15 protein-coding genes are annotated in these 19,673 nt (G+C 69.1%); 6 read left to right on the top strand and 9 right to left on the bottom strand.

Going from position 1 to position 19,673, the window contains the following annotated elements; all coding sequences use genetic code 11:
- Position 1: 1 nt before the first annotated feature.
- The 3 genes from RAH40_RS13545 to RAH40_RS13535 are packed head-to-tail and all read right to left on the bottom strand — an operon-like array spanning position 2 to position 6,219.
- Positions 2–2,032 carry a PDZ domain-containing protein gene (locus RAH40_RS13545; protein ID WP_306598079.1) on the bottom strand — a complete coding sequence of 677 codons (2,031 nt, stop codon included), beginning with the start codon at positions 2,030–2,032 and terminating at the stop codon, positions 2–4.
- A complete protein-coding gene (locus RAH40_RS13540; RefSeq protein WP_306598078.1) occupies positions 2,032–3,492 on the bottom strand; it encodes a tetratricopeptide repeat protein in 1,461 nt (486 codons plus the stop codon). The genes RAH40_RS13545 and RAH40_RS13540 overlap by 1 nt, the downstream gene beginning before the upstream one ends.
- 39 nt (positions 3,493–3,531) lie before the next feature.
- Positions 3,532–6,219, bottom strand: coding sequence for a HEAT repeat domain-containing protein (locus tag RAH40_RS13535; protein ID WP_306598077.1), 2,688 nt, complete (start codon positions 6,217–6,219; stop codon positions 3,532–3,534).
- 70 nt (positions 6,220–6,289) lie between these two features.
- Here RAH40_RS13535 and RAH40_RS13530 point away from each other — a divergent pair, with 70 nt between their 5' ends.
- The 5 genes from RAH40_RS13530 to RAH40_RS13510 all read left to right on the top strand — a co-directional run bounded on the left by RAH40_RS13530 (position 6,290) and on the right by RAH40_RS13510 (position 11,161).
- On the top strand, positions 6,290–6,970 hold the full coding sequence (locus RAH40_RS13530) for a hypothetical protein (RefSeq protein ID WP_306598076.1): 681 nt from the start codon (positions 6,290–6,292) through the stop codon (positions 6,968–6,970).
- On the top strand, positions 6,970–7,671 hold the full coding sequence (locus tag RAH40_RS13525; protein WP_306598075.1) for a hypothetical protein: 702 nt from the start codon (positions 6,970–6,972) through the stop codon (positions 7,669–7,671). The genes RAH40_RS13530 and RAH40_RS13525 overlap by 1 nt, the downstream gene beginning before the upstream one ends.
- A 71-nt stretch (positions 7,672–7,742) precedes the next feature.
- Positions 7,743–8,102, top strand: a complete 360-nt coding sequence (locus RAH40_RS13520) for a hypothetical protein (protein ID WP_306598074.1) — start codon at positions 7,743–7,745, stop codon at positions 8,100–8,102.
- Positions 8,103–8,144: 42 nt separating this feature from the next.
- Positions 8,145–9,551: a NupC/NupG family nucleoside CNT transporter gene (locus RAH40_RS13515; RefSeq protein WP_306598073.1), complete on the top strand. Its 1,407-nt coding sequence runs from the start codon at positions 8,145–8,147 to the stop codon at positions 9,549–9,551.
- A gap of 548 nt (positions 9,552–10,099) precedes the next feature.
- The gene (locus tag RAH40_RS13510; protein ID WP_306598072.1) at positions 10,100–11,161 is read left to right on the top strand and encodes a hypothetical protein; all 1,062 of its coding nucleotides are present in this window, start codon (positions 10,100–10,102) and stop codon (positions 11,159–11,161) included.
- 33 nt (positions 11,162–11,194) lie between these two features.
- Here RAH40_RS13510 and nuoF read toward each other — a convergent pair whose 3' ends face one another.
- Positions 11,195–12,568: an NADH-quinone oxidoreductase subunit NuoF gene (gene nuoF / locus RAH40_RS13505; protein ID WP_306598071.1), complete on the bottom strand. Its 1,374-nt coding sequence runs from the start codon at positions 12,566–12,568 to the stop codon at positions 11,195–11,197.
- A gap of 2 nt (positions 12,569–12,570) precedes the next feature.
- Positions 12,571–13,146: an NAD(P)H-dependent oxidoreductase subunit E gene (locus RAH40_RS13500; RefSeq protein WP_306598070.1), complete on the bottom strand. Its 576-nt coding sequence runs from the start codon at positions 13,144–13,146 to the stop codon at positions 12,571–12,573.
- Positions 13,147–13,431: 285 nt separating this feature from the next.
- Between RAH40_RS13500 and RAH40_RS13495 the strand changes: the two genes are divergently transcribed.
- Entirely contained in the window at positions 13,432–13,917 is a 486-nt protein-coding gene (locus tag RAH40_RS13495; RefSeq protein WP_306598069.1) for a MarR family winged helix-turn-helix transcriptional regulator, read from the top strand.
- On the opposite strand, the gene RAH40_RS13490 is transcribed toward RAH40_RS13495, so the two are convergent.
- The 4 genes from RAH40_RS13490 to RAH40_RS13475 form a co-directional block, all read right to left on the bottom strand.
- Positions 13,914–15,179 (bottom strand): RluA family pseudouridine synthase, encoded by a 1,266-nt coding sequence (locus tag RAH40_RS13490; protein WP_306598068.1) that lies wholly within the window; start codon positions 15,177–15,179, stop codon positions 13,914–13,916. The two genes, RAH40_RS13495 and RAH40_RS13490, sit on opposite strands and share 4 nt — an antisense overlap.
- Before the next feature lie 125 nt (positions 15,180–15,304).
- Positions 15,305–18,103 (bottom strand): pitrilysin family protein, encoded by a 2,799-nt coding sequence (locus tag RAH40_RS13485; RefSeq protein WP_306598067.1) that lies wholly within the window; start codon positions 18,101–18,103, stop codon positions 15,305–15,307.
- 90 nt (positions 18,104–18,193) lie between these two features.
- A complete protein-coding gene (locus RAH40_RS13480; RefSeq protein ID WP_306598066.1) occupies positions 18,194–18,973 on the bottom strand; it encodes a YwiC-like family protein in 780 nt (259 codons plus the stop codon).
- Positions 18,974–18,977: 4 nt separating this feature from the next.
- Complete coding sequence (locus tag RAH40_RS13475; protein WP_306602301.1) at positions 18,978–19,517, bottom strand: uracil-DNA glycosylase family protein; 540 nt, start codon at positions 19,515–19,517, stop codon at positions 18,978–18,980.
- Positions 19,518–19,673: the final 156 nt, after the last annotated feature.

Raw genomic sequence — 19,673 nt, 5'->3', positions numbered from 1 at the left:
TTCAGGGTTGGAGGTCCTGGAGGGCCTGCCGGGCCAGGGGCGCCAGCAGCGGCCCGTCGGGACCGAACAGGGTGGCCTGGGGGTATTTCAGGGCCTGGGTGAAGGACTGGGCTGCGTCGCGCACATAGACGCTGCCCATGTGGAGGAGGCAGATGCCGGTGTAGTAGTCGAGGGTGCCCTGGCTCACGCCCTGGACGCCCACCATCCGGGCGTCGCGAAGGACCTCCAGGGCCTTGTCGTACTCCCGGAAGTGCATGAGGGCGAGGGCCTGGTCGAGCCGCAGGAGCGAGGCCTCGTCCCCCTGGGCCCCCAGGTAGCGCAGGCGCAGGTCGGAGAGGACCAGGGGATAGCAGAGGTCCGGGGAGTTGACGGGGAGTTCGGCGGGCATCTGCGAGACCGTGAGCTTCACGGGGGCATCCCCCTGCGAGACGGCGAGGCTGCCGCCCCCTGCCTCGGCCAGGGCCCTGCGGAAGTCCGCAACGTTGGCCACGGGCCTGCCGCCGGCCTCGGTGAGGATCCTGCCGGGCTTGATCCCGGCCTTGAGGGCGGCGGCGTCGGCCGTGAGGACGTGGGCGCCCTCGGGCAGGTCCAGGAGGGTGAGGCCGGCCCAGGGCTCGGAGAGCGCGGGCTGCCGCTCCATGCGCGCGGCCAGCGACCCCAGGGGATCCTGCTCCAGGGGCATGACGGCAAGGCGCTCCTCCTGTCCGGTGAGGGTCGAGAGGACCAGTTCCACCTGCTGGATGGGCCTGCCTGGGGCGGGCCGCGCCCACAGCAGGAGCTCGGTCTCGCGGGTGGCCCGCAGGCGGGCCAGGCAGTCCTTGAGGGACTCGCCCTTGGCCGCGGTGATGAAGGCCACTTCGTGGAGCCTGCCGCCCAGGGACGCCAGCATGCCCAGGAGCCGGTCGCGGCCCGCGAAGTCATCGCTCCCCTCGAAGCCCGCGTAGGTGAGGCGCGGCTTGGGCCGGGCCACGAGGGTGAGCGACTTGCCCTCCAGCACCTCGATGCGCTGGGTGAAGCTGCCCGCGGCGTACTTCACCTGGAGGTCGTAGGCCTGGGCGCAGACCTGCAGGTCCCGCACGGGCACCCGGCCCATGTCGAGGCCCGAAAGGAGCAGCTGGCCGCCGGGGACGGCGCTCTGGACGGTGAGGGTGCCGCGGCTGGGCTCGAGCTTGACGGGTTCGAGATCGGCGTCGGCGAACGGGGTGGTCAGGGCCTCGGCGATCTCCATGCGGCGGGTCCGGTGGCAGGGCAGGCGCACCTCGAGGAGGTGCTTGCCGGGCGCCAGGTCCGCGATGCGCAGGCCCTCCGAGAGTTGGTCGGGCTTCACGCCGGCGCGGTCGGCCAGATAGCTCCGGTCCGCGGGTGCCTGGCCCCGGGAAAAGCCGCGGGACTTGCCGTCCACGAACAGCTCGGCGCCCGCGGGGGAGGTGAAGACCGTGATGACCGAGGACGTGCGCGCGAGCTTGAAGTCCAGGGTCCTGGTGTCCTTGAGGGCCACGTCGAACTTCACGTCCTGGCCCTGGAACCCGAGCCGGGAATAGGCGGCGGCGTGGGCGCCCGGGGCCAGCCAGTGGACGCCGGGCTCGGGGCGCCGGGGCTTGCCGTCCACGGTGAGGACGCCTCCCGCGGGGTCCAACGAGAGCTTCACCCGGCCGAACCGGGCCGTGCGGAGCCCGTCGTAGGCGGCCTGCAGCCTGGGGTTGGTGATGGAGCGGTCGATCTCGTAGTCGGGATCCAGTTCCAGGAGGCTCTCCAGGCGCTTGGGGGCCTGGGCCTTCCTGCCCGCGGTGCGGTCGTCCAGGACCGCCGTCCAGTTGTAGGCCTCGCAGAGCACCCTGGTCCAGCCCTCGTCCAGGGTGCGTGCCGACGGCTCCAGGGCGGCGAGGATGGACTCGAACTTGGCGGCGGCGCCGTCCCGGTCGCCCTGGGTGGCCCACAGGGCCTTGGCCGCGGCCAGCGTGTCCCGCAGGGCGGGATCCTGGGCGCCCAGGGCGGCGCAGGCGGTGAGGAGGAGGCAGAGGAGACGTCGCATCATTGCAGCCTGATCAGCAAGTCGTTGGAGCGGTCCGCGAGGATGAGCCCGCCGGCGCGGTCCAGGGCGACGGCCCGGAACTTCCCGGCGATGCCCAGCGTCTTGTAGGTGGCCGAGCGCAGCACGGAACCGTCCGGCCCCCACACCACCACCCCTTCGAAGTCCCCGTCCACCAGGGCGGCCACGTGGCCGAGCGGATCCGAGGCGAGGGAGACCACGTACTTGAAGGAGGCCGGGAGGTCCTTCCCGTAGGGCACGGAGGCCCGGGTCCGCCCCGCGGCGTCCAGGAAGAGAAGGGTCCGGGTGGCGTCCGAGGCCGCGGCGGCGCCGCCGTCGGGAAGGGGGGCCAGGGCCTGCACGGCGGGCACGGGCAGGGGCCGGGGCGCGGCGTCCCCTGCCAGCACCTGGATGACCTGCGATCCCGGGTCGCAGATCCAGGCGTTGCCCCAGGTGTCCAGCATCCCGCCGGAAGGGGAGGGCAGCGGGGGCGCGGCGGGCTGGGGCGCGTCCTCCTTCACCAGGCCGAACTTGGCGCTCACCACCCAGGTGGTCCCCGGAGCCGGCACCAGGAGGGCCTTGCCGCCCTTGACCACCGGGCCGGAGGGGACCAGGGCCCCATCCTTGAAGTGGTAGGCGCGGTCGTCATCGGACTGGTACAGGTAAAGGCCGCCCTCGGGGCCCGTGGCCAGGAGGGTGGGGGTCTTCAGCCACTTGGTCCTGCCCTGGGGCCAGGGGCCCATGGATTTTAGGGCGGGCTTCTGGAGGCGCTGGAGCACCCGCACCTGGATGCGCCACTGGGCCTCCTGGGCCTCAGGGGCCTGGGGGTGACGGTTCCTCAGGTCCTGGAGCATGCGCAGGCAGCCCGTGAGGTCGCCCATGATGTCGAGGGTCTCCGCGGCCTGGAGTTGGGCGGCGATGCCCGCGGGGGAGGCCGGGTCCATGCGCATGGCCTCGGTGAAGGCCTGGAGGGCCCGGCCCCACTCGCCCTGGAGCTTCCGGGCCAGGCCCATCTGGAGCCGGGCCTCCTGCACGAGGGGGTGGTCCGGGAAGAGGTCCACCAGCCGGTTGAAGTCGGCCAGGGCCTCCTTGATGTCGGCGGGGGCGTGGCTGCGCGCGGCCCTGCGCCTGCCCAGGAGGAGGAGGGCGTCGCCGGCCTGGGGGGTCTTGAGGTACTCGTTCTTCAGCTTCTCGAGAAAGGGGGTGGCGGCCTCGGGCTTCTTCTCCACGTCCATCTGGTGCCGGGCCAGGCTGAGCAGGGCCCGGGCGGCGAAGGGGGACTGGGGGAGCTGCGCGACGAGCTGGTTCCAGGTCTCCAGGGCCTCGGGGTAGCTGTGCGCGGCGTAGGCGCGCTCCCCGGAACGGTAGAGCCGCTCGGCCATGTCGCCGTCCTGGGCATGCAGCAGGGGCACGGCAGCCAGGATCAGGGTCACGGGGCGGATCCAGGTTCCTAGGACATGCATGAGGGCCTCGAAATATTAATTAAAGACAGCTTAACCCCTTCAGGGCTCCAGCGCCTGGAGGACGTGCTCCGTGGGGTAGGGCTTGAAGAGGGCCCCGATGACCCAGGGATTCAGCCGCAGCGGCGCGATGTCGCGGTTGGCGGTGGAGAGCAGGGCGTAGCGGAAGCGCTCGCGGCCCTTGAGGTCCTCCAGCCACGGGGCGAGGTCGCCCTGGGCGTCCTTGCTCTCGGTGATGACCAGGTCCACGGAGCGGCCCGCCAGGATCGCCTCCGCCTCCTCCCGGCTTCCGGCCTCCATGACCTCGCGCTCCCCGTTGGCCAGGGCCATGGCCAGGCGCTTGCGGAAGAAGGCGCTGGGCTCGAGCAGCAGGACGGAGCGCACCGGGGGCCGCCGGTTGAGATCGGATTCCGTCAGGCCCAGGGCCAGGAGGGCGGCGCGCGCGGCGCTCTTGAGGCCCAGGCCGGAGGCACTCAGGTAGATCTCCCGGATGGGCTCCACCATTCCGGGCTGGCGGGTCAGGCCGCCGATCTCGCAGAGGTGGGCCACCTCGCGCCACTCGGCGCCAGGGGCCGAGAGCATGCCCAGCACCACCCCGGAGAGGGTCTGGGCCAGCTCGGGCCGGATGATGAGCTCGGGGTCGGAGAGGGCCTCCCGCAGGGCCAGGAGGGCCTCGGCCTTCTTCGGGCCCTTCTCGGGCAGCTTCTGGATCTGGGCGTTGATGCCGGCTTCCTTCTGCGCCAGGAGCCCCAGGCCGTCGCCGCGCCGGGCCAGCTCCTTGACCACCAGGGCGACCCGGTCGTTGGACTCCCGGTCCCAGGTCTCCTTGGTGCGCATGTCGAACAGGAAGTCCGAGACCCGGTCCTTCAGGAGGTTGTACGCGGGCCGGTCGAAGACGAAGAGGTCCTGGGAGGCCAGGATGGCGCGCAGGCGCTGGCCCTCCCCCTCGCGCTCGTCGCAGCACCTCTCGAAGAGCTTGATGAAGTCGGGCAGGGCGTCCAGGGGCAGGGGCCGGTCGAAGCCGGGGAAGGCCGTGAGCGCGCCCTCCAGGGCCAGGATGAGCACCTGGGGCTGCTTGAGGTTGGGGGCCTTGCGCAGGAGGCCCAGGGAGGCCTCCGGGGTGCCCAGCTCCTTGAGCGCGGCGGCCAGGGCGATCTGGAGGTTGAGGGGCTTGCCGTCGTGGAGGAGCTCCAGGAGCACGGGAGCGCTGCCGGGGTAGCCGATGGCGGACAGCGCCTCCACCGTCTCGACGATGAGGGCGTCCCGGTTGTCCTTCTGGAGGAAGCCCAGGAGGGGCTCGGCGGCCATGCGGGTGCGGTTCTCGCCGAAGACCCGGATGGCGCTGCGCACCTGGTCCTGCTGGCCGCTCTCGAACATGCCCATGAGGGCCGGGAAGCTGGAAGGGAGCTTGCCCAGGTGGTGGATGGCCCTCTGGCCCACCTCGACGATGGGGTCCTCCATGGCCGCCAGGAAGAAGGGGGTCAGCGCGTCGTCCTCGCGGGTGCCCAGCGCGTCCAGGTACTTCTCCCGGCGCGAGATGTCGGGGTCCTTGAGCAGCTCGGCCAGGAGGGCCGTCTCGGTCACGGGCAGCAGGCGGAGGAAGGCCGTGACGAACCCGTCGCCCCCGGCCCGGCTCCGGAGGATCGGCGCGAAGATGGGCAGGATCTCCTCCCGGGTGATCTCCCCGCAGTCCACCTTGAAGGCCAGGGCCTCGGCCACCTGGTCCACCAGGGAGGTCAGGAAGCCCAGGCGGGCCTCCACGCCCTGGGCGGCGTCGGAGACCATGGCGGAGTACCGGGCCACCTTGCCCTCCCCCATGAGGGTCAGGGCGTCGGTGAGGAAGGTCTCGTAGACGCCCCCCACCCAGGGGCGCAGGTCCTCGACGGCGCCCAGGATGTCGGGCTCCTCCTGGGCCGCGGCCCGCTGGAGGCCGGCCAGCAGCTCCTTGGTCTCCGGGTGCCGGCTGGAGAAGTGGGCGAGTGTCTGGCGCAGGAGCTCGGGCAGGACCGAAGCCCGCTGCAGGGTCTGGAGGCGGTTGAGCCCGGCCAGGAGCAGCTGGTGGTCGAGGAAGTCCTCCCGGGCCGATTCCGCCACCGCCTTCAGGAAGGCCGTGGCCCCGGCCTCGGGCAGCGAGCCCATGACGCGGATGGCCAGGCGCTGGGCGAGGGGGTCCCCGTTGTGATAGGCCTCCACGATGGCACCCAGGTCCTGGGCGCCGGCCGTGGCCCCAAGCAGCTTGGCGCCCTGGGCCGCCATGCGGAGGTTGCCCTGGCCCTCCATGAGCCGGCTGATGTGGTAGGCGGCGCTCTGCTGGCTCTGGAAAAGGCCCAGCTCCCGGTTCAGGATCACCTGGTAGTCGTGCTCGGTGCGGGAGGTCTTCAGCGCCGTCAGGGCCGTCAGGGCCCCCCGGGTCCCAAGCGCGCCCAGGGTGGCGCACCCCTCGTCGAAGATGCCCAGGTCCTGCTCGGTCTTGAGGGCCATGGCGATCCAGGGCGTCCATTCGGGCCAGTCGAACTTGGCCACGGCGCCCAGGATGGCCTTGCGCAGTCCCCGGGGCGTCCCCTGGGAGCCGAGCCGGCTGCCCAACTCATGCAGGGCCTGCTTTTTGAGTGTCTGGAGCTGACTGGCCAGCCTGGCCGGGAACTGCACATCCCCTTCGGCGAACTCCTTGAGGAGGTCGCGGAGGTTGTCCAGGGGTGTGTGCGGGATCTTCCGTAGCGGGCTTGGCATTACATCCTGTGAAAGAGGGGCGGCAAGCATTATTCTTTTCACAATCGCCGCGATTCGCTAGCGTTTCCACATGCGCATTCCGTATTTTCTGCTCCTGGCCATGTCCTGCCTCCTCGGGGCCCAGATCCCCTTCGGGGAACTGGCCCCCATGGACCGGGAGGAAGCCGCCCAGATCGTGAAGAAGGCCGACTTCGCCTTCCAGACCCGTACGCAGCCGGTGCACGTTCGAACTTCCACCATGGAAAAGATCTTCGACCACCCCCGCATGAGCCTGGCCATGTGGCGCTATTGCCAGTTCGTGCCCAGGTTCCACGGCTTCGTCCTCCCCGACGGGTCCTGGACCCTGGACGACGCCCGGGGCCTCACCGGGCGCCTGCGGTGCGTGCTGGCCAAGCCCGGTTTCCGGGTCTACCTGGTGGAGGGCCGCGCCGAGGCGGGCCGGCTGAAGACGCCCTTCGCCGTGGGCGCGCGCATGGCCGTGGCCTACCGCTACTGGGACACGCCCCAGGGGTTCGAGACCCACCTCCAGACCTGGACCGCCCTGGACTCGGCCGTCCTGGGCATCGTCGCCCGGCCCTTCCAGGGCTACATCCGCCACCGCCAGGACGAGTTCATCGCCTACATCAACGGCAATATCGCCACCTTCGGCCAGTTCGCCGAACGGGACCCGAAGGAGTTCCGCGATCCCCTCCGGAGCGAAGGCGATCCCGTGGCGGTCCACGACTTCGACGCCCTCTTCCCGAAGCGCTGATGGAATCCTTCCGCGAGCTCTGGACACGGGCCGTCCGCCCCCGGGAGGGCTTCCGGGCGCGGGCCCTGGAGGCCCCCACCCTGGCGGGGTCCGTCAAGGACCTCCTGCTCCTGCGCGCGCCCCTGGCCTTCCTGGGCCTGGTCCTCGGCTACCTGAGCTTCTCGGGCCTCTACGCCCGGCTCGTCTCCCCGGACAGCGAGGTGTGGACGCACATCCTCCGGCAGCTCCCGGAAGCCGTCGATCCGGCGGAACTCCGCGCGGCCCTGGCGAACCTTCCCGCGGCCCCGGGGCTCCACGCGCTGCTGCCCTGGATGGTGCTGCTGGCGCCCGTTGCGGTCCTGGGCCTCTGGCTCCACGACGCGACCTTCGACCACGTGGCCCTGTGGCTCCTGGGGGGGCTGCGGGAGCGCCGCGGGTTCCGGGCCAGCCTCGTGGCCGACGCCGAAGCCCTCAAGGTGGGCGCCTTCGGGGCCGCCGCGGCCCTGCTGGGCGACCTCCCCGTGGTGGGGTTCGCCTTCGGCCTGCTCCTCCTGCCCGTGGCCGTCTATTTCTGGATCCTGCGGGGGTACGCCCTGGCCGCGTGGCACGGGTGCCCGCCCTGGAAGGGCGTGACGGCCACCCTGGTGCACGTGGCCCTTGTGGGAGTCTGGCTGGTCCTGATGATCCTGGCCTGCCTCCTGATGCTCCTCATGCTCCTGTAGAATGGTTCATGGTGGCGTTCCCCCCGCAGACAGGTCATCATGTGACCACGTTCCCCCAAGGGAGTTCCCCCATGTCCTTCCAGGCCATTCTGGACAATCTGATCGAGCGGGTGCCCGAAGCCATCGCGGCGACCTTCAACGACAAGGACGGGGATCCCCTCTGCTCGCGCACCATCGAGGTGCCCAACGACGCCCTGCAGCTCCTGGGCGCCTACCGGAACGTCGTCAAGCGCCATCTCCAGCAGGCCGTGGAGGAGTTCGACCGGGGCGAGGTCGAGCAGGTGGCCTTCTGCACCGACCAGCACTGGATCCTCATGATGGGCGGGCTGGAACACTGCTCCCTGGTGCTGGTGATGCGCCGGGACGGCATCCTGGGCCGCGCCCGCTTCCAGATGCAGCAGGCCCTGGAACAGCTCAACCAGCAGCTGTGAATCCCTTCTGAAACACCAAAAAACGAGTGATATGGGAGAATCATGGTCCGATTTACGGGTCTTCTTGGTCTTGTCTGCTTCATGGCTCTGGCCTACGCGTGGTCCTCGGACCGCAAGGCCATCCACTGGAAAACCGTCGGCTGGGGCATGGCCCTGCAGTGGATCCTGGCCCTGGTGGTCCTCAAGGGCGAGTTCCTTTCCAGCGCCCTGGGCTTCATCCCCTTCCCCCCCCACGCCGGCTGGGTGATCTTCGCGCTCCTGTTCGTGCCGATGCTCTTCAAGCGCTACGGCATCCTCCAGGTGGCCTGGTTCAAGTGGGCCCTGGGCACCGTGGTGGCCGTGGCCCTGGTCCGCGGCAACCTGGTGGGCTCGGTCTTCGACAAGGCCCGGGTGGTGGTGGAGGGCCTCATGTCCTACGCCAAGGCCGGCGCGACCTTCGTCTTCGGCCCCCTGGCCACCCCCTCCGGCGCCGCCGTCACCAACGCCCAGGGCGCCACCGTGGGCAGCATGGGCATGATCTTCGCCTTCGTGGTGCTGCCCACCATCATCTTCGTGGCCAGCATCTTCGCCGTGCTCTACCACGTGGGCGCCATGCAGTGGGTCGTGGGGGCCTTCTCCCGCGCCATCAGCCGCTTCCTCAAGGTGAGCGGCGCCGAGAGCCTGTCGGTCTCGGCCAGCATCCTCATGGGCCAGACCGAGGCCCCGCTGACCATCCGCCCCTACCTGGCCGGCCTCACCCGGTCCGAGCTCATGGTCGTCATGACCGCCGGCATGGCCCACGTGTCGGGTTCGATCATGGTGGCCTACGTGCAGGTGGCCCACGTTGACGTGGTGCACCTCCTCACCGCCGTCATCATGACCGCCCCCGGCGCCATCATGATCGCCAAGATCCTGGAGCCCGAGACCGGCACCCCCGCCACCGCCGGCGAAGTGCAGGTGAACATCCCCTCCAACGACGCCAACGTCCTGGACGCCGCCGCCCGCGGCGCCTCCGAGGGCCTGCACCTGGCCATCAACGTGGCCGGCATGCTCATCGCCTTCATCGCGCTCATCGCCCTGATGAACGGCATCCTGAAGGCCATCTTCCCGGCGCTGTCCCTGGAGCTGGTGCTCGGCGTCATCTTCCGGCCCTTCGCGTGGCTCATGGGCATCCCCTGGAAGGAGGCCGGCATCGTGGGCTCCCTCCTGGGCCAGCGCATGGTCATCAACGAGTTCGTGGCCTTCATCCAGCTGGGCAACCTTCCCGAGCTGAGCACCAAGGCCCGCCTCATCTCGACGTTCGCCCTGTGCGGCTTCGCGAACTTCAGCAGCATCGCCATCCAGGTGGGCGGCATCGGCGCGCTGGTGCCGGAGCGGCGCGGCGACCTCGCGCGGCTCGGGCTGAAGGCGATGATCGCGGGGACCCTGGCGAACTTCATGTCGGCCTGCATCGCGGGGATCCTGAGCTGAAGGGGACTTGGAGCCATCTGGGCACGGAAAAAGTCCGGCCGGGGCCTTGCACCCCGGCCGGATGCGATTTAGCATGATGTTTCAGTTCGCAATTGAGCGGTCTGATTTTAATAAACTAATTTTGATGTAATTTATGAAATATACCATACTCACCTTGGTTTTCTTGTCAACTGCCTATTTTCAGGCTGGTGCAGTGGTTCCGCAGGATCCAGGAATTCAGCATCCCATTTTTGATGAAATGGATTCGAGGGGTGGGGGTTCGAGTTCTCGTCAGGACTGCATAAAGGTGTGTGATAAAAAATATGCGGAGAAGGTCAAGGCAGGAGCCCTCCTCACCGGTATTGAGCTATTTACGTGGGCTCTACTGATAAAAAATGAATATGACAAATGTGTTGCTGGCTGCCCATCTTAAGAGATTGTTCTCTCTCCGTTTTTTACATATCTCTCCGACTTTGCGTCACCTGGCACCTAAAACATAAATAATACTATAACCGTCTTGATATACCTACTCAGTCAGCAATTAATAATTTTATTATCAAGGGTTTTCCATGCAATCGACAAAATCCATTAAGACAATTATTTGCTACCTTACCTTTTTTTGTTGCCTTTGGCCACAGGATCCCCCTGACTACCCCGGTTTCCGCGGCCTGCCGGGCCTCGTCTGGAGTGGTGGGAAGCGCATTCTGTCCCTTGATTTTGGCCGTGCGCTCGAAATCGCCGATCAGACATCAGGAAAGGAGGAAACCCTTGAAGAGCCCGAGGGCGCCTTGGGCCTGACCTACCGTGCCGGTGTCGCAACCACCTGCCGGCTCGTGGACAAGACCATCCTGGTCTCCCAGCAGAGGCTCCCGGGCCTCTGGGAAAACTTCCCCATCGATTTCGGGACCTTCGGACGCGACGAATTTTTCGGACTGCCTTCGAAGCTCTATCAGACCGATACCGGCTCGCGATTTTTCGTCATGGATGTGATGCCCGGATTTTCGAAAGGGGAGGACGCTTCCATCTGCTCCTGGTGGAAGCAGACGAACGGCGGGGTCTTCAAGGCGGAGGCCCTGATTCCCATCGCCCTCGACGTACCGGTCTTCCAGGCCTTCCATCCGGTGGGACCGGGCGGAGCGTGGATTGCCCAGGTGGCCCTCCGTTACCAAGGACTGCTACCGTTCCTGGAGTTCCCCATCCAGGTGAAGGGGGCCTTCCTTGTGGTCTCCTGGAATGCCGGGATCATCTGGGTGATCAAGGACGATGACCCGTGGCCCTCCCGGACGATCAAACTCCTGCCGCTGGACGACGACTGCCTGTCGGGGCGGAAGCGGCACAGCCCCGTGCTCCTGGGGATCCAGCCCATGCCCAACGACCGGGTGCTGGTGGCCATGCGGACCCGGAAGGCGATCGAGGCCTCCATCCGATTGGAACAGGCGCCCAGGAGCTCCGTCCCCCAGCCGCCCGATGGCCAGGGATTGGACGAAATCGAATGGAAGGAGGTTGACCCCTTCGAGGGGAGGGTCGGCGACCCGGATCCGGCTGTGCTCGAACGCGCCCCCACCTCCTGGCCCGCGGGTGAAACCCTGGCTTTCCGCTTTGATCTGGCCGGGAGGCTGATCCTTCCCTAATGAGCGTTCGGGCCCTGCGGGTCCCCACGCCCCTCAGTGCGCCGCCACCAGCTCCGGCAGGATGCTCTTCGCGCCCACCATGCACGTCTTGTGCTCCAGGTGGTACTCGAACTCGCCCCTGAACTTCTGCAGGAACGACTCCACCGGTCCGCAGGCGGCATCCCCCAGGGGGCAGAGCGTCCTGAGGTTGATCCGCGGCGGCAGGCTCGCGAGAAGCTCCAGGTCGCCTGGGCGGCCCTGGCCGTGCTCCAGGCGGTGGAGGATCATCTCCATCCAGTTGCAGCCTTCCCGGCAGGGGGTGCACTGGCCGCAGCTCTCGTGGGCGTAGAAGTGGGTGAGGCGGAGCAGGGCCTGGACCATGCAGGTGCTCTCGTCCATGACGATCATGCCGCCCGAACCCGCCATGGAACCGCGGGCCTTGACCGTGTCGAAGTCCATGGGGCAGTCGAAGTCCTTGGCGTCGAAAACCGGGGCGCTGGAGCCGCCGGGGATGACGGCCTTGAGCTTGCGGCCGGTGCTGGAGCCGCCGCCCAGGTCGTTGAGGATGAAGTCCATGGGCAGGCCCAGGGGGAGCTCGTAGAGGCCGGGGCGCTTCACATGGCCGCTGAGGCCGTAGATGCGGGTGCCGGTGTTGCCGGGGGTGCCCAGCTGCGCGTAGGCGTGCCCGCCCATGCGGAGGATGGGGGCCACGGCGGCCAGGGTCTCCACGTTGTTCACGGTGGTGGGCTGGCCGAAGGCCCCCACGGAGGCCGGGAAGGGGGGCTTGACCCGGGGCTCGCCGCGGCGGCCCTCGAGGCTGTTGAGCAGGGCGGTCTCCTCGCCGCAGATGTAGGCGCCGGCGCCCCGGTAGGTGAGGATGTCGAAGTCCCAGCCGGTGCCCAGGATGTCCTTGCCCAGGAACCCGGCGTCGCGGGCCTCCTGGAGCGCGGCCTCGAGCTTGTCGATGAGCCAGGAGAACTCGCCCCGCAGGTAGATGAACCCGGTGCGGCACTGCATGGCCCAGCCGGCGATGACCATGCCCTCGATGAGCTGGTGGGGGTTGTACTCCAGGATCGCGCGGTCCTTGAAGGTCCCGGGCTCGCCCTCGTCGCCGTTGCAAACGAGGTAGCGGGTCACCTTGCGCTCGGGGGTGTCCTTGGGCATGAAGCCCCACTTCATCCCGGTGCGGAAGCCGGCGCCGCCCCGACCGCGCAGGTCGGAGGCCTTCACCTCGGCGGTGACGGCCGCGGGCTCCATCTTCAGGGCCTTGCGGCAGGCCTCGTAGCCTTCCCACTTCTCCGTGTAGACCTTGAGGTGCCAGTTGTGCAGGTCCCCGGCGCCGCGGAGCATGAGGTTGGGGTACTTCGAGGAGCCGAAGCCCTCGAAGGTGTAGAGCTGGTGGTCGGGCTTGGTGCGGATGGCGGCCATGGTCACTCCCCCCACGCTGCGGTCTCGCCGCGCCGGCAGGCATCCATGAGGGCCTCCAGCTTCGCCTCGTCCACGAACTCGTCGAAGACGCCGTGGTTGATCTGGATGCAGGGCCCGCTGCCGCAGGAGGCCAGGCACTCCACCTCATCCACGCTCCAGAGCCCGTCCGGGGAGGGGCCCTCGCCGGGCCTGGCGCCGGTCTTCTCGATGACCTTGGCCAGCAGTTCCGCGGCCCCGTTCAGGGCGCAGCAGAGGTTGGTGCACACCTCGAAGTGGTACCGTCCCACGGGCTTCTTGCGGAACATGGTGTAGAACGTGGCCACCCCGAAGACGTGCCCTTCGGTGACCCCCAGCGCCGCCGCCACTTCCTTCATGGCCCCCAGGCTCAGGAAGCCGAACTCCTTCTGGGCGATGTACAGGGCCGGCAGGGTCCCGGCCATCCGGTCCGGGAACTGGGAGGCGATGGCCTGGATCTTCGCGACAGCCTCCGGGCTGAGCTTGTCCCGCTGCGTCTTGGGCAGACGCTCGCCCGGCGCCAGGGGCACATCGCTGGTTTCAGGGGGCAGGGGATGGTTCATGGCTCGTCCGCGAAGGTAACTAAGGACACCCAGTCTATCCTGTATCCCCCGCACCACGGCACCAAAGCCTCGCGGCCCGGCTCCGTCCGCCGGCGCGCCCGGGAAGGCGTTCCGGGGCGTATGTGTTGAAACGCCTAATTCGCCCGCGGGACCCCTCCGGCCGCTCCCGGGCGCATTCCGCACCCGCCCCTGCCGGCCGCCCGTTCCCGAAATCCCGCGGCTGGACACGCCAGCGCCCCCATCTACACTGAAGGCACGCCCAAGGGCACAGGAAACGGCCACCCCATGCAGCTGCGCGAAGAGCTCCTCATCAACAAGCCCCTGGACCCCGGCCAGGAGCTGCTCCTGTCCATCCTCCTTTGCCGGGAGTACGCCACCCGGCTCTCCGACGAGCGGCTCTTCAAGCCCGCCGGCATTACGGATCAGCAGTTCAACGTGCTGCGGATCCTCAAGGGGGGACCCGACGACGGCTACCTCATCCGGGAGCTGCGCCGCCGCATCATCAGCAGGAGCGCCGACGTGCCGCGGCTCGTGGACCGCATGGTGAAGGCGGGTCTGGTGTGCCGCCGGGAGGACCCCAACGACCGCCGGGGCTGCCTCGTGAAGCTCACCCCGGAAGGCCGTGCGCTGGAGGCCAAGCTCGCCCCGGTGCACACGGCCCTGTGCCGCGAGATCGACGGACTCCTGGGGCCCGAGGACAACCGGGTCCTCATCGCCCTCCAGCAGAAGCTGCGGGAAGGGATGCAGGAACGGCTGGAGACCGCGGACTAGCCCTTCTTGGGGCCGGGCTTGCGGAAGCCGCCCGTGGGCTTCGCCACGGGCCTGCCGCCCGCGGGCCGGGCATCGGCGGGCCGGCGCGGCCGGGGGGCGTCGTCACCGGGGCCCGCAGCGCGGCGCGGCCTGGGGGCGTCGTCGCGGGGGCCCGCGGCGCGGCGTGGCCGGGGGGCGTCTTCGCGGCCGGAGGGGGCCCGCCGGGGCTCGTCCTTGGTGTAGCGCTCGGCGCGCCGGACCCGGTCCAGCTTTCGCTCGGCGGTGATCTTGGGCTTGTAGATGTCGGCCTCGCCCTTGAGGCCGGCGTCGGCGCGCTCCACCCGGCGCGCGGTGCGCAGGGCCTTGAGCGCCTTCTCCATGTCCGAGGGCAGCGGGGCCGAGGCGGTGACGGATTCGCCGGTGACGGGGTGGCGGAAGCCCAGCAGCTCGGCGTGGAGGGCCTGGCGGTCGATGATGGGGCTGGGGCTGCCGTAGACCTGGTCGCCCAGGAGCGGGAACCCGCGGTCGGCGAACTGGACGCGGATCTGGTTGCGCCGGCCCGTCTCCAGCTTGACCTCCACGACGGTGTGCCCCGGGAGGCGCTCCAGCACGCGGTAGTGGGTGATGGCGACCTTGGCGCCCTTGACGTCGTGCTTGGCCTTGGAGTTCTCGGGCACCACCTGCATGCGCAGGGACTTCCGTTCCACCAGCTTGTCCGAGAGGGTCCCGGCGTTCTCGGGCAGCTCGCCCACGAGGATGGCCTTGTAGATGCGGTGGAGGTGGTGCTCGTCGAAGATGCGCTTGAGGCCGTTGAGGGCCTCGGGGGTCTTGGCGAAGACCAGCACGCCGGAGGTGAATCGGTCCAGGCGGTGGGCGATGAAGAGCTGGAAGCGCTTGAAGCCGCGGCGGCGGTACAGGTCGGTGAGGGCCTCGGCCAGGCAGGGGTCGGTGTTCTTCTCTGCGGGCACCGTCAGGAGGCCGGCGGGCTTGTCCACGAAGACGAGGTGCTTGTCCTCCAGGAGGATCGTGAACGGGCAGTCGGCGGACCTGCTGGGTTTGGGCTGGGCGCTGTAGACCATGTCCGGGTCGAAGACCACGTCGATGACGTCCCCGGCCGTGAGGCGCTGGCCGTAGGTGCGGACCTCCAGGCCGTTGACCTTGACGCAGCCAGCGTCGATGAGGCCCTTGGCCTGGCGGTGGCTGACCTCCAGCTTGCGGTGCAGCTCCGCGGCAAGGGCGGTACCTTCGACCGCGCCGGTCCAGTTTTCCTTCGATCGGGCCATGGGCTCCTCCAGTGCCCGGCGTCCGTTGAAACGCTGAGCTTCCTGACCATGGAACCATAAAAACCCATATTTATCAACAAAAAAGGGCGGCCCCACCCGGGGCCGCCCTCCTTGGGGGGTCCACCCTACCTGGCCGGGGCGGCCTTCGCGAAGTCGCCGGCCTTGACCACGCTGATGCTGCCGGGCGCCAGGAACTTCTTCAGGGCCGAGAGGATCTGGTCGTTGGTGAGCTCGGCAACCTTCCTGTCCAGGGCTGCCTGGAAGGCCATGGTCCTGCCGGCCTCCTCGTTGCTGGCGAGGCGGCCGGTCAGCTCCCGGTCCTGGGCGCGGCTCTGTTCCTGCCCCTGGAGCCACCCGGACTTGGCCTCGGCGATCTCCTTGTCGGTGAAGCCGGTGGCCAGGGCCCGCTCAAGCTCCTCCCGGAAGGCCTTCTCGACCTTGGCGGCGTTCTGGGGGGCGCAGATCGCGTTGGCGGTCCAGGAACCGAAAGTCTCCATGGAGCCGGCCCGGAAGCGCGAGCCGACGCCGTAGCTGAGGCCGTCCTTGACCCGGATCCGGTTGGCCAGGCGGCTGTTGAGGAAGCCGCCGCCCAGCATGAAGTTGCCCAGAACCATGGCCGGGTAGTCGGGATCGGTGTCGCGGATGGCGAGGTTCAGGCCGGCGAGGAAGACGGCATTGGGCTTGTCGGGGGTCTCGATGACTTCCGATCGGGCCGTGGAGGGACGGGGGGTGGCGGTGATGCGGGCATAGGGGGCCGGGCTCTTCCAGGTGCCCAACAGGCCTTCGACCACCGGCCGGATGGCCGCGGCGTCCACGTCGCCCACAATGGCCAGCTCGCCGTGGGAGGCGCCGAAGAAGGCGGCGTGGAAGGCCTTGGCGTCCTCCACCTTCACGGTCTTGAGGTCGGCGATGGCCTCCTCGATGCTGTCGGTGTGGCGGGGGTGGCCCTTGGGCCAGATATCGAGCAGCTGCTGGAACCGCGTGTAGCCCAGGGCCGTGGGATCGCTCTTCTGGGCCTCCATGCCGGCGAGGTTCTCCTGGCGGAGGATCTCGAACTCCGTGGCGGCGAAAGCGGGCTCCCGCAGGGCCTCCGTCACCAGCTTGAGCGTGCCGGCGAGGTTCTCCTTCACCGTCTCGATGGAGACGCTGATCCCCTCGGCGCCGCCGTTGAAGTCCACGTTCGCCTTGAGCTGGTCCAGCCGGTCCTGGAATTCCTGGCGTCCGGTGCGGACGGTGCCGCGGCTCAGCATGGCCGCGGCCATGGAGGCGCGGGCGTCCTGGCCCATGAGCGCAGCCTCGGTGCCGAAGTGAAGGGCGAGCGTTGCGTGGACGGAGCCGCCGCGCGTCTTCTTGGGCACCATCGCGACCTTGAGGCCGGCCGCGGTGGCGAAGCGCACCGTGCGTGCCTCGATGGCCAGGGGGGTGGCGTCGAAGGCCTCTCCCTGGCTCTTGAGCTCCTGGCCCTTGTAGTCCTTGACCATGGCCGCCACGTCCTTCAGGTCGGGGATCTCGGACCGGTCCGGCTTGGGGGTGGGGATGAAGGTGCCCAGGGTGCGGTTGCTGGGCTTGAGGTAGGCCTTGGCGACCCGCTGCAGGTCGGCGGGCGTCACCGCCTTCACCCGGTCCCGGCCCAGGAAGAGGGTGCGCCAGTCGCCCAGGGCGATGGGTCCGCTGAGCGCGAGGCCGACCTGGTCGGACTGGTTGAGGTGGAGGTCGAATTCCTTGAGGATGCTGGTCTTGGCGCGCTCGACCTCCTCGGGGGCGAAGGTGGCCGCACCGGCCTCCTCGGTGATCTTGAGCACGGCATCCCGGGCCTCGTCGAGGTTGCCGCCGGGCGGGAGCATGGCGCCGACATACATCAGCCCGGGCTCACGGGTGGGCTGGGGAAAGGAGAAGACGAAGGCGGCCTTCTTGGGCTCCACCAGGGCCTTGTAGAGCCTGCCCGAAGGCGCGTCGCTGAGCACCTGGCTCAGCACCGAAAGAGCCGCCATGTCCGGGTCCGTCCCGGCAGGGATGTGATAGGCGGCCATCAGGGCCAGGGTGTCGCCCACGCGCCGGACCGTGACGCTCCGTTCGCCGTCCTGGGTCGGCTCGACCGTGTAGGTCCTCTCCAGGATCCGGGCCGGCCTGGGAATGGGGCCGAAGGTGTCGTTGACCAGGGCCAGGGTCCGGGCCGGGTCGAACTTGCCGGCCACCAGCAGCACGGCGTTGTCGGGCTGGTAGTACTTCCGGAAGAAGTCCGAGAGGTGCCAGATGTTGACGTTCTCGATGTCCGCGCGGCACCCGATGGTGGGCTTGCCGTAGTTGTGCCAGAGGTAGGCGGTTTCGGCGACCCGCTGCTGCAGGACGGCGAAGGGCTGGTTCTCGCCCATCTCGAATTCGTTGCGGACCACGGTCATCTCGGTCCTGAGCAGCTCGGCGGCCTTCTCCGGCTTGACGGCCACCCAGCTGTTGATCATGCGGTCCGCTTCCAGGTCCAGGGCCCACTTCAGGTTCTCGTCGGTGGCCTTCATCGACTCGAAGTAGTTGGTGCGGTCGTAGTTGGTGGTCCCGTTGGGGCGGGTGCCGTGGAGGGTGAGCTCGTTGGGGATGTCGGGGTGGCGCGCGGTGCCCTTGAAGATCATGTGCTCGAGCAGGTGGGCCATGCCGGTCTCGCCGTAGCTCTCGTTGCGGCTGCCCACCAGGTAGGTGATGTTCACCGTGACGTTGGGCTTGGAGGGGTCGGGGAACAGAAGGACCTTGAGGCCGTTGGCCAGGCGGTATTCGGTGATGCCTTCCACGGAGGCGGTCAGGACCGGGGCGGGCAGGGCGGCCTTGGCGGCCGCCTTGGGTGCGGGGGCCTTCGCCTTGGCCTGGGCCAGGCCGGGAAGGCCGCCCAGGATGAGCAGGGCGGCCACAGGCAGATGGAAGCGGGTTCTCGGCATCGAAAAACTCCTAGCGGATGAAAGGCATGACCTAGCCTCTCACGCGGTGCGGAGGGATTCAACGGCGAGGAAATTAACCAAACTTAACGGTCACCAGAGCCCGAAAACGGCTAGCCCACCGCCCAGGAGGGCCATGGCGGTGGCGGCCCAGCCCACCTGCTTGAGCCGGCGCGGAGCGGGCGGGGCGGCCCACACCCAGAGCGCCGCCAGGGCCATGGGCACCAGCGCCGCCCCGGCGGTGCGGGGCAGGCTTCCGCGCAGGGCCGCCAGGCCCGCCCAGGTGGCCAGGGCCGCGCCCAGGGCGAAGGCGCAAAAGCGCGGGAGCCAGGCCCCGCCGCGCTTGAGGGCGAGGATGTGGCAGTGCACCACGGCGGTGGCGAGGGTGAACATCCCGCCCAGGAGGAGGGCCAGGAGGACCGCCCGTCGGGGACCCCCGCCGCCCAGGAGCACCACGCTGCCCGCCGTGGCGGAGAAGGCCCAGGCCGCCACCAGCTCGCCGGCGGCGGTGCGCTCCTGCCGGATGAGGAACAGGAAGAAGAGGACCGCGCCCAGGGCGGCCGCCGGGAGGAGGCCCAGGAGGTGGGCGGCCGGGGCGCCGATCCAGGCCCCGAAGATGGCCAGCAGGAGGACCGAGCCCAGGATCACCAGGCGGAGGGCCGCCCGCACCTGGGAGGCCCCCCGGGCGGCTTCACCCCTGCGGCCCAGGAGGACCAGCACGGGTTCGCTGGCCAGGAAGAGGGTCACCGCCAGCACGGCCTGGAAGATGCCGCGGGAGCCGTGCCCCAGGGCGGCGCCGCACAGGAGGGCCACGCCCAGCTGGGCGTAGGCGCCGTGTTCGCGGGGCCAGAGAGGGTGGGATTCCTTGGGCATCGCTTCAGATCTCCAGCAGGGCCGCGAGCCGGGTTTCCCACTCGCGTCTAAGGTCATCCAATTTCAATCCCTTCCCCTTGCCGGGGGCCGCCTGGAGCAGGCCCTGGGAGGACGGGTGGGGCAGGACCTCCAGCTGGAAGTCCGGGGCCCCTTCGATGCGGGCGAAGACCCACTGGGCCCTGCGCCCCATGGCGACCACCCGGAGGCGGCCCGGGCAGCGCTCCGAGGCCTCCGTCAATTCCTTCCGGAGCCTTTCCTGGTTGCCGGGGGCAAGGAGTTCCTTGTCGGTGGGGGCCCGGAAGGTCCGGAAGTCCCGGGTGGGGCAGACCGGAAAGGCGTTGGAGAGGGCGGCCCCCCGGAGCACCGGCGCCAGGCCGGCTTCCCGGAAGCGGGCGCCGTCCCAGTCCAGGTAGGCCGCCGGAGGGACCTGGGCCAGGCCTGCCGCCTCCAGGGCCCGGTACACGCAGGTGCCGGCACGGTCCCCCCAGAAGGGGATCCCGCTCTGGTCGGCGCCCCGGGGTCCCGGGGCCTCGCCGAAGAGCATGATCCGCACCGGTCCCTCGGGAGGAAAAAGGGGGGCGACCTGGGTTTGAAGAATCCGTGCCATGGCATCAGATTGCCAGAGGCTTATCTTGGAAGATGCGAATTTGAAGTGCGGGAGGCGGGTATGAATTCGACCCCTGGCCTGGATGTGGGCATA

The sequence above is a fragment of the Geothrix sp. 21YS21S-2 genome, from assembly GCF_030846775.1.
Taxonomy (GTDB): domain Bacteria; phylum Acidobacteriota; class Holophagae; order Holophagales; family Holophagaceae; genus Mesoterricola.
Note: the sequence above shows the minus strand (reverse complement) of the source record. Positions and strands in the feature narration are given on the sequence as shown.

Excerpts from the sequence above, each read along its gene's own strand:
- RAH40_RS13545 (WP_306598079.1), bottom strand. The coding sequence starts at position 2,032 with ATGCGACGTCTCCTCTGCCTCCTCCTCACCGCCTGCGCCGCCCTGGGC.
- RAH40_RS13540 (WP_306598078.1), bottom strand. The coding sequence starts at position 3,492 with ATGCATGTCCTAGGAACCTGGATCCGCCCCGTGACCCTGATCCTGGCT.
- RAH40_RS13535 (WP_306598077.1), bottom strand. The coding sequence starts at position 6,219 with ATGCCAAGCCCGCTACGGAAGATCCCGCACACACCCCTGGACAACCTC.
- RAH40_RS13530 (WP_306598076.1), top strand. The coding sequence starts at position 6,290 with ATGCGCATTCCGTATTTTCTGCTCCTGGCCATGTCCTGCCTCCTCGGG.
- RAH40_RS13525 (WP_306598075.1), top strand. The coding sequence starts at position 6,970 with ATGGAATCCTTCCGCGAGCTCTGGACACGGGCCGTCCGCCCCCGGGAG.
- RAH40_RS13520 (WP_306598074.1), top strand. The coding sequence starts at position 7,743 with ATGTCCTTCCAGGCCATTCTGGACAATCTGATCGAGCGGGTGCCCGAA.
- RAH40_RS13515 (WP_306598073.1), top strand. The coding sequence starts at position 8,145 with ATGGTCCGATTTACGGGTCTTCTTGGTCTTGTCTGCTTCATGGCTCTG.
- RAH40_RS13510 (WP_306598072.1), top strand. The coding sequence starts at position 10,100 with ATGCAATCGACAAAATCCATTAAGACAATTATTTGCTACCTTACCTTT.
- nuoF (WP_306598071.1), bottom strand. The coding sequence starts at position 12,568 with ATGGCCGCCATCCGCACCAAGCCCGACCACCAGCTCTACACCTTCGAG.
- RAH40_RS13500 (WP_306598070.1), bottom strand. The coding sequence starts at position 13,146 with ATGAACCATCCCCTGCCCCCTGAAACCAGCGATGTGCCCCTGGCGCCG.
- RAH40_RS13495 (WP_306598069.1), top strand. The coding sequence starts at position 13,432 with ATGCAGCTGCGCGAAGAGCTCCTCATCAACAAGCCCCTGGACCCCGGC.
- RAH40_RS13490 (WP_306598068.1), bottom strand. The coding sequence starts at position 15,179 with ATGGCCCGATCGAAGGAAAACTGGACCGGCGCGGTCGAAGGTACCGCC.
- RAH40_RS13485 (WP_306598067.1), bottom strand. The coding sequence starts at position 18,103 with ATGCCGAGAACCCGCTTCCATCTGCCTGTGGCCGCCCTGCTCATCCTG.
- RAH40_RS13480 (WP_306598066.1), bottom strand. The coding sequence starts at position 18,973 with ATGCCCAAGGAATCCCACCCTCTCTGGCCCCGCGAACACGGCGCCTAC.
- RAH40_RS13475 (WP_306602301.1), bottom strand. The coding sequence starts at position 19,517 with ATGCTCTTCGGCGAGGCCCCGGGACCCCGGGGCGCCGACCAGAGCGGG.